The following is a 13570-nucleotide window of genomic DNA, read 5'->3' on the forward strand; positions in this document are numbered from 1 at the left end:
TGTAGAGAGACAAAGGAGGTAACACACATCATGATAATCTACAAGCAAAATATAGAAAACGGTATCCCAATGTATGAAATCATTACAAAAACCTTCAAGACGATTACGGTAAAATTTGATGAAACGTTTAACAAGAATGAAATCTATAAATTGCTCTCTCTACTAGAGAATGATCTTGATAATATGAAATTAAGTTATTAAGACATTTTCACAAAAAATAAAAAGTGTTTTTCCAAATGAGAATTCAAACAGAAGTATATTCCCAAAATTGATTTTTTAAGTGCTTGGCCCCCTAATATAAAGTAACTTTAAAGGTCATAAATCATTCCTAAACTCACCTTATTCAATATAGCGTCAATGTTAGCCAAAGATGTCCCACTTTGAAAGCTTAGAGAGTACCTTTAAGCCCAGCTAACATCGACGCTATTTTTGTTTATACATATTTGTGCTACAACAATTTAAAATAGTCGAAATGTCAAAAAATAATAAAGTAAATTAATGAACTCAAGTGCTTACACACTTAGTAAGCAGTTCTAAAATGGATAATGAAACATATGTGTTCACTCGCTTACGTAAGATATTCTAAGATAGATAACGAAACGTAGTTGTGATATTCCTATGCTAAATAATAATGAACCTAAGTGCTTTAGTATTTAGGTAAGAAATTCAAGAGATGAACTACGAGTGTTGTTGCGCGACTCTTGGCGGAAAAGAAAGAGTCTCAAGACTACAGGCTTGAGCCTTTCCCGCAAGAAAGCGTCGCAACAAAAATGAGTAAATGTTCATCTAAGAATTTCTTTTCATTTTCCCCAAAATAAAAAAACGCATTGATGAGGTTGCTCTCAACAATGCGTATAAAAGTTATATTATGCTTTTCTATTTTTCTTCTCTTTAATCCACCATAATGCTTTTTTAGGATGCTCTTCAAAGTAATGAAGATCTTTCTTATTATCAACATTAGGGTAAGAACCTTTAAGTGATTTACCTGCAGTACTTGTATGAAGTGCCGCAATCACGATAAAGCCGATTAAACTAATGGCAGTTAAGTAGTAAGCTGGCGCATAAACATTACCAGTTGATTCTACTAACCAAGAGTTAATTAATGGTGTTGTACCTCCAAATAATGATACAGACACGTTAAATGTTACCGCTAATGTACGATATCTAATATGTGTAAAGAACATTGTTGGTAATGAACCAGGCATTGTTGCTTCGTATGTTGATAAGAAGAAACCTAAAATAAATACACCTAAGATAATAAGTGGTAATGCTTTAGTATGAATTAAACTAAATGCCACAATACTTAATAAAGTAAGACCACCTGTACCGATTAAGAATACTTTCTTCTCACCAATTTTATCTGCCATTTTACCAAAGAATAAAGCTAATGGAATCATAACAGCCATAACACAAGTAATTAAAACACTTGTAGTTGTTTCATCAATCTTAACGATTTGACCTAAATAAGTAGGTAAATAAGCTGTTACTGTATAGTTTGTTACATTAAAGAATACAACAGCTACGAAACATACTAAGATGTCTTTAAAGTGATAACGTAAAATAGTAAAGAAACCAACATTATCACGTTCTGGTGTTTGAACATCATTTTCATAAACTGGAGATTCTTCAAGTTTACGACGTAAATAAAGACCAAATAAACCAAGGAATAAACCTAGAATAAATGGAATTCTCCAACCCCAAGCTTGCATTTGCGCATCTGATAAGAAGAAACTTAATAATGCAATCATAATTGAGGCTGCAATGTAACCAGATAGTGTACCAATTTCAAGACCACTACCTAATCTATTACGTTTTTTATCTGGTGAAATTTCTGCAATATATGTCATTGCACCTGCATATTCTCCACCAGTTGAGAAACCTTGTAAGACCCTAGCGAGTAACAAGAGTGCGGGTGCCCATAAGCCGATCATGTCGTAGTTCGGTAAGATACCGATTGTCAATGTTGATAAGGCCATAAGATAATTGTCGTTGTTAATACAACTTTACGTCCGTATTTATCCCCAATAATACCAAATACTATTCCGCCAATTGGTCTAAGTAAGAACGCAATGGCTAAAGCAGCAAATGTAAATATTTGTTGAATTTGAGGGTTCTGAACTGGTGAAAAGAAATTCGCTCCGATATATGCTGTCGTATAAGCGTACACACCAAAGTCGAACCACTCCATGGCATTACCGATACCCGTAGCAAATACTGTTTTCTTCGCTGTTTGAGCATCGACCATGTTAATTTTATCTTTCTTAAAGTTCATGACCTGTAACACTCCTTCTATTTATGTTACATAATTATACAGAACTAATGCATGTTGTCAAACTTATTAAAATTAATTTAAATTAAGAAATACAATTTTATTCAATTGACAGAATTTAACAATAATTAAACGAATACGCTTTCAGATTAAATTCCAAAATAAAAAAAGTTATAATTAAGAAATAATTTTTTTATCAATTCTCAATTATAACTAGTTTTACCCCATTTTCTTCAGAACAAACCACAATTTCATTTTCCGACTTTACTAAAACGTCTACAACCTCATCAACACCAATGGTTTGAAGGTATTTAACTTTATAACTCTGCCACTCAATTCCATATACATTCATCACATAATCTATGACAAGTTGTCCAGGAACGATAGTATTATGAAATGGATTTTGATCATTAACAATAGTTAAATATTGGTCAACTTGTGATTGACTAAACTTCATTCACTCTCTCTCCTTAATGAACGTTTGTTCAATAATAATACAAGTTTTGTTATTTTTATTTATTTTCAATTCAAAAATATATTGGTCAAATTGCTTTACCTTATTAGTGCGTTTATGCGTTAAATATACACAATACTGTATGTTGCATTCCAACTTTTCATACTGATTTACTCGGGTACGCTTTAACATTATCTTTTTCCCCGTAAATGATTGAAAAAGATTAAATTCTGGCCAAAGTTTCGCACACATTAATGGTGGCACAGTGCCATCATAGATGCGCCCTATCAAATCACAATAATGTCGCACATCTTCTTCATGAAAGGCGACATGACGGGTTTCACTAGTGCCACTTTTCAAAGAGAATTGCATTACCCATACCTCCTCCAATACCCATCGTCGCAATGCCTAGTCGCCACGTAGTTAAATTGAACAAACGTGCTACTAACGCTGCGCCACTAGCTCCATAAGGATGGCCTGATGCAATAGCGCCACCCCATTGATTCACGCGCGCTATATTTAGATGCAACTCATTTATTGAAGCTAGCACTTGCGAGCTAAATGCCTCATTTAATTCCACCGCATCTATATCCTCGATTTGTAACGCCTGTCGCTCCAATAAACGTTTCACTGCGGGCACTGGGCCGATGCCTAACAACATTGGATCTACTCCCGTTGTGACCGCATCTCTAAATGTTAATCCTTGCGTGAAGCCATGTTCTATCGCCAGATCCTTCTCCATGACAAGCACTAGGCCCGCCCCATCATTCTTCATGCAACTATTACCCGCTGTCACTGTTCCACCAGCCAATAAAGGACGTAGTCGATTTAAACGTGCCTCCGTCAATGTCGACTTAATGCTCTCGTCTCGCTCAAAATATTGCCCTTTCACCTTTAACGGCACAATCTCACGCTGAATATTGCCATCATCAAAGTGCTTCGCCGCTAACTGATGACTTCGAATCGCAAACGCATCTTGGTCCTCTCGCGACACACGATAGTGCTTCGCCACGTTCTCAGCCGCTTCAATCATGCTCGGATCCTGACCTTCTGGCGCAAACGACGCACGCTCATAAAATTGCGGCAACTGCGTCTCATAAACCGACTGCGGACGCTTAATCTTCCACGGCGCCCGACTCGTACTCTCGACGCCACCTGCCACATACACACGCCCCGCACCACACTGCACCATCCGACACGCATATATAATGCTTTCCAGACCCGAACCACACTGCCGATCCACCGTTAAACCCGGCACCTCATTAGACAGCCCTGCTTCCAACAACGCCTTACGCGCAATATTACCTCCATTCCCCACAACATTTCCTAATATGACATCCTCTATTTGCTCCATAACCTCAGGAAATTCATTTTTTATTTTTTGAAAAAGGGGTAATAATAATTGCTCAGGTTCTAAATGTCTTAGCGCCCCACCGTACTTACCAAACGGTGTCCTTTTAGCCCACACTATGACCGCTTCTTTCATATTTCTATCTCCCCCTTTAAATAAAGCTCTCGCAATGTGCCACGCGCCACTTTACCACTATTGGTAAAAGGCATCGTACTTACTTTCAAAAGCTTTGAAGGCACCTCATATCGCGACAATGTTTGTAATAAATAGCGTCTTAAACTCAAATAATCAAGTTCGCGATGCCCCATATAAATAAGCACTGCAATTTCACCGAAGCGAGTATGCGGTTTCCCAATCATCACTGCTTCGTCAATGCCATCCAACTGCTTTACACGTTGTTCCACGGCAATCGGGTAAACATTCTTACCACCTATAATAAGTCGCTCACTTTTGCGACTCACTAAATAAAGTTTTTGATCTTTTACGTAGGCGTAATCGCCTGTCTCTATCCAACTTTCTGGTTGAATCACTTTACGGTTCACATAACCTGAAAACGTCATATTGCTTTTAACATGCAAGAGGCCGATTTGATCACTATCTTGTTCTTCTAATTGATACGATACATTAGGGAACAGTTGGCCAACTGAGTCTATAGGTGCCGTTTGATTAAAGTTATAACTAATAAAACTCGCTTCAGAAGTACCAAAAAACTCTATGATATTCGCTCGTGAAAATGTAGTAGTGACATCTTGAAATAATTGAGGTGAAAGTTTAGCTCCACTACTTAATATAGACGTAAGCATCTTCGTTTCACTTGGTATATGAACGAGTTGCGACAACATTGTTGGAACGAGAAACAACGCTATCGATTGTGTTTGTTGTTGGATATGTTGCATTAATTGTTGGGCATCAAAGTGTTGTTGGCCGATGAATGTTCTTCCTGACCATAAAGCATAAATGCAAGTGTACAATGACAAAGAATGTGCCAGTGGACCCGGCGCGATGAAGATAGATTCGTTGTGATGTAATAGCTTTTCATTTTCAATATAAGAGGCAAGCCACGATGGTTCGTTACGATAATATGCCTTAGGAAGCCCCGTCGTGCCTGAAGTAAAACCAATATGTAATAAGTCATCCACTTGCGACTGTTCTTCAAAGAATGATCCTTCCAAATTCAGCGACTGTGTTTTAAATAACTGTGTCTCACCGTTAACAATATATTGAATATTGTAAGTGTCAACAAGTTGATCAATCGTTGATGTCGGCCAACTCGCATCTAAAAAACACGGCACCGCCTCTTGCATCAACACAGCAAAATAATGAATCATATTCATCAATGGCGAGTCACTCAATAACCCCACTCGCGTACCAGATGAAATCTCTTGAAAGTTGTCTAGTGCATCTTTAATAGCTTTATAGAATTCGGCATAGGTTATCTGCTCATCATCAAATTGTAGTGCAATAACGTTTGGCTGTTCTTCTGAGTAAATTTGTAATTTCTTCACAATCTCTAACATGATTCTAACCTCTTAATGTTAACTAATTTAAATATAATGTTAACATTTAATTCAACATAATTCATTTATAAAATAAATAATAAAAATCCAGCCTTCCCTAAAAGCTGTAGGAATGGCTGGATGAAATTTCAATTATCTATTCTAAGTTCGCATGATTTTGTTGCATTGTTTCTTCATCTATATTGAACGTACCCATTAAACCTAGTACGACACTATCTAAGAATAATAATGACGCTTGTTCAAATAAACTACCTAATGGTTGTTCAGAACCTTCCGCATCATGTTTCGTACCAGCAGGAAGTTCAATTACAGTTTCAGCTAATTCACCGATAGGAGATTCCGGTTTTGTTGTTAATAACACTACTCTAGCTCCTACTGATTTAGCTTTATCAGCTAATAAGCGTAAATGCTCAGTTGAACCTGAACCTGATAAGATAATGAATAAATCATGTTCTTTAATAGATGGCGTTGTAGATTCCCCTACAACAAATGCTTCTTTACCTAATTGATTTAAACGCATAGCAAAGCTATTAGCGATAAACCCTGAACGACCTTTACCAGCTGTGAAAATGCGTTGCGCACTGTTCACATCATTGGCAAAGCGGTCATACTCTTCATCTTGTACGTGAGATAACGTACGCTCTAATTCCTCAAGAATAAGGCGATAATTAGTAAATTGAGACATCATTACTTACCTTCAATCGCTTCACGACATTGTTTAGCCGCTTCTACAGGGTCATCTGCGTTAGCGATACCGCCACCTACGATTACTAAGTCAGGTTCTTCAGCTACGATGTCTTTAATAGTTTCTGGTTTAATACCACCAGCTACAGCAACTTTAGAGTTTTTAATAACTGATTTCACTGTACGTAAGCTTTCTAATGGAGATTGTCCTTCAGCTTGTAAGTCATAACCAGTGTGTACTGCGATATAGTCAGCACCCATTTCATCTAATTCTTTCGCACGTTTTTCTAAATCTTGAACTGCAATCATATCAACTAATAATTGTTTGTCATGTTTATGCGCTTCTTCAACTGCTGCTTTGATTGAAGCATCTTCAGCAACACCTAAGATTGTTACAACGTCAGCGCCAAATTTGATTGCTTGGCTAACTTCGTAGTCTGCTGCGTCCATAATTTTAAGGTCAGCTAATACTTTTGCGTTATTAATATTTTCATTTAAATGTTGAACTGCTGGTAAACCTTCATTGATTACGATTGGTGTACCAATTTCTACGATATCTACATATTCCTCTACTTTTTTAGCTAATTCTGCTGCTTCTTCTTTATTTAATAAATCGATTGCTAATTGTAATTCCAATGCAAACATCCTTTCATTACTAAAGTATTTCATTCACTTTAGTTCGCGTTTTTATCTTTCACATTTGGTTATTTACCCATCTAAGATTTTTTTAAACGATAGAATATTTTTCAATGTTCTAATATCCCTTTTTTTGAAAATAAAGATTGTAAATCAACTCAAATGTAGTATTAATACCATTTTTTCTAAATAAATTGAGCAGAGATATACAATTACTCCTATCTTTTTAGTAAAATAAATAGATAAACACATTGTATGGTTGCAAGGAGTGAAAGTGTTGGAACTCATTAATGCTGAAGAAGTACAACGACTATTAACATCATTTGAAAATAAACCAGTATTCCTACACGTTGAAACGACTAATGGTGCATATGCTAACCATTTCGATCAACGTGTCTTTAATGCGGGGACATTTTTAAGAAATATACAAGTCACTTACGAACATGCACAACTTAAAGGCGGAGAGAAAGACCCTTATCGTGTTGGGTTAAAGCTACGTGATGGCGGTTGGGTGTATGTTCAAGGATTGACACATTACGAAATTAACGACAACGATGAATTTTTAATTGCAGGGTTTAATTACGAAGGACAATTGGCTGCTACACTCGAAATTAGTGAAAAGCCATTTACAATATAGAGGAGGCTTATTCATGAAAGATGAAAGACATGTATTAGTGATATTTCCACATCCTGATGATGAGACCTTCTCATCGGCAGGCACCATTGCAAGCTATATCGAGAATGGCGTACCAGTAACTTACGCTTGTTTAACATTGGGGCAAATGGGACGTAACTTAGGGAATCCCCCTTTTGCAACAAGAGAATCATTACCCAATATTCGCGAACGTGAATTAGAAGAAGCGGCGAAAGTGATCGGTATCACTGATTTACGCAAGATGGGGTTACGTGATAAAACCGTAGAATTCGAACCGCATGAGCAGATGGATGATATGGTGAAGAATTTAATTGAAGAAACGAATCCTTCAGTAATTATTTCATTCTATCCTAAATTTGCAGTGCATCCTGACCATGAAGCGACAGCAGAAGCTGTAGTTAGAACAGTAGGTCGCATGCCGAAAGAAGAACGTCCACGCTTACAACTCGTTGCATTTAGCAATGATGCACCTGAAAAATTAGGTGAACCAGATATATTAAACGATATTAGCCAATATAGAGACCTTAAATTAAAAGCTTTCGAAGCGCATGCTTCACAAACTGGACCTTTCTTAAAACAAATAGCTAGTCCAGAAGTAGACGGAGAAACTCAAAGTTTCCTAGAGGTTGAGCCATATTGGACATATCATTTTGAATCTTAAGGGGAGGTAAATGATGACTGAATTTGATTTATCTACACGCGAAGGTCGCTGGAAGCACTTTGGTTCAGTTGATCCAGTAGAAGGAACAAAACCTACAACTAAAACAGAAATGACGGACTTACAAAGTACGCATAAAAACTTCTTATTTGAAATTGAAGAAGTTGGTATTAAAAATTTAATTTACCCTGTGAAAATTGATCGTTACCAAACGGCGGGTAAATTTAGCTTTTCAACGAGCTTAAACCAAGATGAAAAAGGAATTAACATGAGCCGTATTTTAGAAAGTGTGGAAAAACACTACTCAAATGGCTTAGAACTTAATTTCGATACACTTTATCAAGTACTACGTACATTACAAGGCAATATGAAACAAAATTCTGCAGGCGTAGATGTAACAGGTAAATGGTTCTTCGACCGTTATAGCCCAGTGACAAACATTAAAGCAGTAGCAAACGCTGATGTAACGTACGGTTTAGCGATTGACAAAGACAACGTAACACGCAAAGAAGTTACAATTGAAGCGACTGTCACTACACTATGTCCTTGTTCTAAAGAAATCAGTGAATATTCTGCCCACAACCAACGTGGCGTAGTCACTGTTAAAGTATATTTAGACAAAAATAGTGATGTCGTTGATGACTATAAAGAAAAAATCTTGGACGCTATGGAAGCAAACGCAAGTTCAATCTTGTACCCTATTTTAAAACGTCCAGATGAAAAACGTGTCACTGAACGTGCTTATGAAAATCCACGTTTCGTTGAAGACTTAATCCGCTTAATCGCTGCAGATTTAGTAGAATTTGACTGGATTGACGGCTTTGACATTGAATGTCGTAATGAAGAATCTATTCATCAACACGATGCATTCGCTAAATTAAAATATCGTAAATAATTGTTTTGAAAAATAAAGCAGTTGTCTCTGATTTATGTTCATGAGACAACTGCTTTTTAATATGTGTAAAATTTTATATTGAATTAAATTATATGAGATTATAGTTAGGTCGTTTTACCGTAGCTTTAGCTTAATTATGTTTCGCCATACGCTTTTCACCAGGTTTAACGAAGCACATCGCTACAATACTGATTAGTGATGCAACTACTGCTGAGATAAACATAGAAGAATATCCGTAACTTGCTACTAAATATCCTGTTAATGTCGGCGCAATCACCGTTGCTGTATTAACGAAGAAATGCGTAATACCACCATATGTACCTGTTTTACTAGGTGCCGTATCAATAATAACAGACCAGTAGACACCGTTTGGTAAGAAAATAAATGCATTTCCTATCATCATTAATATCATGATAGCTACAATACTATGTGTAAATGGAATGATTAAGAAACAAATCGCCGCACAAATCATCCCTACTATCGCAAAGTATGAACGTGCTATACGTAAACTGCCCGTTTTTTTACGAAGCCAGTCTGAGATATGTCCTCCAAAATAGATTGTGAAACAAGCACCAATCCACGGCACCATACCTAAATACCATAATGAATGAATTTCAAAATGATATTCATCTTGTAAATATTTAGGCGTCCAAGTTAGTATTAAAAAGTTTACATATTGGAAACCAAAATAACCAAACATATTACCTACTAATGTAGGACTTTTAAAGAAATGATACCATTTTTCATTTTTAACATTTTCAGTGTAAACCGTCTTCTCAACATTTAAACTATGGTCCGTCGCACGAATTTCTTCAAGTTCCTCATGTGAAACACGTTTGTTATCTTCAGGATAATCCGTGAATACAAAAGCCCAAATGACTACCCATACTAACCCCAGCGCTCCTAAAATAATAAACAGTAATCTCCAACTTGCTACTGTAAGGAAACCAGAAACGATAGGTGCTGTAATTAAAGCGCCAAGTGGCACACCAATTAATCCTAATGCAGATAGTAAACCACGCTCTTTTGGTGCTGCCCAGTTAGCATTAGTCTTACTAATAATTGAAAAGACCGGACCTTCTGCCACGCCAAATAATACACGTAATAGACCGAAACCAATAATCGCTGACCCACCAAATAATGCCATACCAAGTTCTCCAGCAAATGCCATTGCTATTTCAGTAATAGACCATGCCGTTCCAGCAATAATCCAAACAAATTTAGGACCCCTTTTATCTGCCGTTAATCCTCCGATTAATGAACCAAACATGTAACCATAACCAAAATATCCTAAAATCTTGCCCCAGGCGATAGTATCAAAGCCATATTCACTGATGATATCTTTCTGTGCATAGGAAATGGCCCCTCTATCGATATAATTGATCATCGTCATTACAATAATCATCGCAATAATAAAGTAACGATATTTCTTCATATAAATCCCCACCCTTTGTCACCAAGTTACTTTACTATTTAAGTTTAGCACACTTTGTGTAAGCGTTATCATAATTAAATATTATTATTTATGCCTATTTATATATTTTGGTAATATTTAAATGAATTTGTTTATTTTATGTAATGTTTTATTATATTTATCTATGGAAGAGAGTAAAGCTACTACATTAGAAGAATACGATTCCTATTTAAATACAACTTTTGTAAATATTAAAAACGTTTTAACCATTTTTTAGAACTAATAGATTAAATGTTAAAAGCCAATTTACTTTTGATAAAAATGATAACTTAATAAATCTATAATTATTATTATTCTTTTTTCTCAATATAAATATAATTAATTCAAATTGATATGTTATACTTATGTAAATTCTATATTTATTATGAGGTAATGTATGTATTATTTTGTAGGCTATAATTTAGGTAGTAGTATTACTGGCATTGAGAAGGCTATGATCAACAGACTAAAACTATTTAAGGAAAGTGGCAAAAAAGCGAAGTGTTTATTTTTATCATGGAATAGATTTATTTCAAAGTTTTCGGCTCAATTCATGGAAAAACAAGACTATATCAATATGTATGATTATTTTCAAGAAACAATTAGTACTGTAAAAGTGGAGCATATTGATTATATTACTTATTGGGAACACGAATGTAATTATACTGTTAAGTACGTGCCAAATTCAAAAGACATTCGCGTTTATGATAAAAATGGTATATTCTTAATGTATGTGAGATTCTTCGATTCACAACGTAAGCAACTAGATTATATAAACTATTTTGATATAAATAGAAGAAAAATTAAAAGAGAGTTTTATGATGTTCGTGGCTTTTTAAGTTGTTCTCGTATTCTTACAACAAACCAAGCTGTCTTAACTGAACAATACTTCAATATTAAAGGTGAAATTGTTATTGAAAAATTTTTTAATATTGAAACTAATGATGTTGAAAGAATTATTTTAAATTATGCTAACAAACAAAGATTTTTCAATGATGAAACCTCACTTCAAGCGTATTTTTTTGAATCTATTTATCAATATGGCGATCTATTTTTTAGCGATAAGAATATACACACATCACCTGCTTTTAATATAACTAATCCAAATATTCCAGTCATAGCTGTTTTACATAGTACTCATGTTAAAAATATTGATAAAGTTGCAACATCAAATTATAAAAATGTATATAAAGAACTTTTCAACAATTTAAATCGATTCAAAGCTATCATTGTATCTACCCATTCTCAAAAAGTTGACGTCTCACAACGTATTAATAATCAAATACCAGTGATTAATATCCCTGTAGGCTTTTCAGAAGATCACAAGATTAATGATTCAAAGAAAACCCCACCAAAAAAATTGATTTCTGTCGCAAGATATTCACCAGAAAAACAACTTCATCAACAAATTAAGCTTATTGATTCATTAAAAGCTGAATTTCCAGAAATACAATTACATTTATACGGATTCGGCTCTGAATATGATAAATTAAAACATCTTATTAAAGAAAAGCATTTAGAAGAAAATGTATTTTTACGAGGATTTGTTACTGATTTATCAAAAGAATATGAAGATGCTTATTTAGGTATCATTACAAGCAATATGGAAGGATTTTCTTTAGCTTTATTAGAATGTCAATCATATGGCGTGCCTATTGTGAGTTATGATATTAAGTATGGTCCTAATGAACTAGTTAAAGACCAAGTTAATGGTTATCTAATCACTAAAAATGATGAAAACAAACTAACAGAAAAAGTTAGATACCTCTTAAACAATCCTCAAATTCAGCAAAAATTTTCTCAAAAGAGTATATCGTTAGCTCAACAATACTCAAAAGAAAATATTATTGAAAAATGGGATAACACATTAAGATTTTTAAATACCTAAACACTTAATTAATATTAAAACAGACTCCCTTCAATGGAAAAAGGAGTCTGTTTTTACTAATTAATTGTATTAATTAATTGTTCCCATTTTAAAAATATACTATGGCCTAGATATTTCTCAGTTGATTTAATGCTATTTTCCGATAATGTTTTCAACAGTTCCTCATCTTGTAATATTTTAATTATTGTCTGAGCCATCATCGTTTCATTACCAGATTCAATTAAATAACCGTTAACACCATTCTCTATCATCTCACTCGGACCATAATCTACATCGTAACAAATCACTGGTGTTCCTTTTGCTAAAGATTCAAGTATAGCTAGAGCAAATCCTTCTTTCTTGCTAGTAAAAACCTTTAAATTGGCAGATTCAAGTTGTCTCTCTACATCATTAGAAAATCCATGTAATGTAACATTATTTTCTAATTTATATTTTTGTATTATTTCATTTAAGTCATTTATTTGACCACCATGTCCATATATGTCTAGAGTCACATTAGGGATGGCCTTTTTAACCTCACTTATAATTCTAATTTGATGTTCTACTTGTTTATCAGGCACTAATCTTGAAATTGAGATTAATTTTTTGTTTTGGAAATTTTTATTGTCTATATTGGCATATGTCATATCTATATATCCGACACTTATATTGTATACAGGAATTTGATAATTTAATAGTTGAGATATATCTTTTTTTGTTTAGCTGTAGAGACAATAATTGCTTCATAATTATCTATATAGTTTAAGACATTTGTATAAATGGATTTAACCTTTCCTTGATAGGAATGTGTGCTATGCAAAATTGCTACAAAAGGCATTTTTGCATTCATTTCATTAACAATACCACCATGTTCATGCGGTCTATCAATATAATAAATGTCTCCTTTTTCATATAAATCTTTAAAGAAAAATTTCTTCAATTCATTTTCATTATTGAATAACAAATCTTTATCTTCTTTCTTAACAATAATTTTGCTTAATTCATTACTTTCAGAATTTGTATCATAAAATTTTTGTATTTTAATAATACCATTAGGGGCATGATAATTTTCCATTACAACTTTTTGATTCACATCTAAAATACATGTACAGTTTAAAAACCCCCTAGTAT

At 34.4% G+C, this 13570-nt stretch carries 13 protein-coding genes and 2 pseudogenes; 5 read left to right on the forward strand and 10 right to left on the reverse strand.

Annotated elements, in window-relative coordinates; all coding sequences use genetic code 11:
- The first annotated feature begins 30 nt into the window (after positions 1-30).
- Positions 31-201, forward strand: a complete 171-nt coding sequence (gene vraX, locus CD127_RS12705) for a C1q-binding complement inhibitor VraX (RefSeq protein WP_046309718.1) — start codon at positions 31-33, stop codon at positions 199-201.
- A gap of 665 nt (positions 202-866) precedes the next feature.
- Here the strand turns inward: vraX and CD127_RS10660 are convergent.
- The 7 genes and pseudogenes from CD127_RS10660 to hxlA form a co-directional block, all read right to left on the reverse strand.
- Positions 867-2272: pseudogene (locus CD127_RS10660) on the reverse strand (MFS transporter).
- A gap of 193 nt (positions 2273-2465) precedes the next feature.
- On the reverse strand, positions 2466-2726 hold the full coding sequence (locus tag CD127_RS10665; protein ID WP_103366693.1) for a hypothetical protein: 261 nt from the start codon (positions 2724-2726) through the stop codon (positions 2466-2468).
- The gene (locus CD127_RS10670) at positions 2727-3095 is read right to left on the reverse strand and encodes a protein VraC (protein WP_103366694.1); all 369 of its coding nucleotides are present in this window, start codon (positions 3093-3095) and stop codon (positions 2727-2729) included. It lies immediately after the preceding gene.
- Positions 3067-4209, reverse strand: coding sequence for a thiolase family protein (locus CD127_RS10675; RefSeq protein ID WP_103366695.1), 1143 nt, complete (start codon positions 4207-4209; stop codon positions 3067-3069). The genes CD127_RS10670 and CD127_RS10675 overlap by 29 nt, the downstream gene beginning before the upstream one ends.
- The gene (locus CD127_RS10680; RefSeq protein ID WP_103366696.1) at positions 4206-5591 is read right to left on the reverse strand and encodes an AMP-binding protein; all 1386 of its coding nucleotides are present in this window, start codon (positions 5589-5591) and stop codon (positions 4206-4208) included. The genes CD127_RS10675 and CD127_RS10680 overlap by 4 nt, the downstream gene beginning before the upstream one ends.
- Positions 5592-5727: 136 nt before the next feature.
- Positions 5728-6276 carry a 6-phospho-3-hexuloisomerase gene (gene hxlB / locus CD127_RS10685; RefSeq protein ID WP_103366705.1) on the reverse strand — a complete coding sequence of 183 codons (549 nt, stop codon included), beginning with the start codon at positions 6274-6276 and terminating at the stop codon, positions 5728-5730.
- Positions 6277-6278: 2 nt separating this feature from the next.
- Positions 6279-6911 carry a 3-hexulose-6-phosphate synthase gene (hxlA, locus tag CD127_RS10690; protein ID WP_103298238.1) on the reverse strand — a complete coding sequence of 211 codons (633 nt, stop codon included), beginning with the start codon at positions 6909-6911 and terminating at the stop codon, positions 6279-6281.
- 274 nt (positions 6912-7185) lie between these two features.
- Between hxlA and CD127_RS10695 the strand changes: the two genes are divergently transcribed.
- Genes CD127_RS10695 through folE2 form a run of 3 tightly spaced genes read left to right on the forward strand, consistent with a single transcriptional unit; the run spans position 7186 to position 9119 of the window.
- On the forward strand, positions 7186-7548 hold the full coding sequence (locus CD127_RS10695; protein ID WP_174694744.1) for a YojF family protein: 363 nt from the start codon (positions 7186-7188) through the stop codon (positions 7546-7548).
- Positions 7549-7561: 13 nt separating this feature from the next.
- Positions 7562-8227, forward strand: a complete 666-nt coding sequence (gene bshB2, locus CD127_RS10700) for a bacillithiol biosynthesis deacetylase BshB2 (RefSeq protein WP_103366697.1) — start codon at positions 7562-7564, stop codon at positions 8225-8227.
- A gap of 13 nt (positions 8228-8240) precedes the next feature.
- Complete coding sequence (gene folE2 / locus CD127_RS10705; RefSeq protein WP_103366698.1) at positions 8241-9119, forward strand: GTP cyclohydrolase FolE2; 879 nt, start codon at positions 8241-8243, stop codon at positions 9117-9119.
- A gap of 130 nt (positions 9120-9249) precedes the next feature.
- On the opposite strand, the gene CD127_RS10710 is transcribed toward folE2, so the two are convergent.
- Positions 9250-10554 (reverse strand): MFS transporter, encoded by a 1305-nt coding sequence (locus CD127_RS10710; protein WP_103366699.1) that lies wholly within the window; start codon positions 10552-10554, stop codon positions 9250-9252.
- Between the two features lie 415 nt (positions 10555-10969).
- Between CD127_RS10710 and sdgB the strand changes: the two genes are divergently transcribed.
- Entirely contained in the window at positions 10970-12460 is a 1491-nt protein-coding gene (sdgB, locus tag CD127_RS10715; protein WP_103366700.1) for a serine-aspartate repeat adhesin O-glycosyltransferase SdgB, read from the forward strand.
- A 56-nt stretch (positions 12461-12516) separates the two neighbouring features.
- Here the strand turns inward: sdgB and CD127_RS10720 are convergent, their stop codons facing one another.
- Both CD127_RS10720 and CD127_RS10725 read right to left on the reverse strand, forming a co-directional pair.
- Positions 12517-13086 (reverse strand): glycosyltransferase, encoded by a 570-nt coding sequence (locus tag CD127_RS10720; protein WP_103366701.1) that lies wholly within the window; start codon positions 13084-13086, stop codon positions 12517-12519.
- A gap of 44 nt (positions 13087-13130) precedes the next feature.
- A pseudogene (locus CD127_RS10725) lies at positions 13131-13570 on the reverse strand (serine-aspartate repeat adhesin O-glycosyltransferase SdgA); the annotation flags it as partial.

The organism is Staphylococcus petrasii (assembly GCF_002902565.1).
In the GTDB taxonomy this organism is placed as follows: Bacteria; Bacillota; Bacilli; order Staphylococcales; family Staphylococcaceae; genus Staphylococcus; species Staphylococcus petrasii.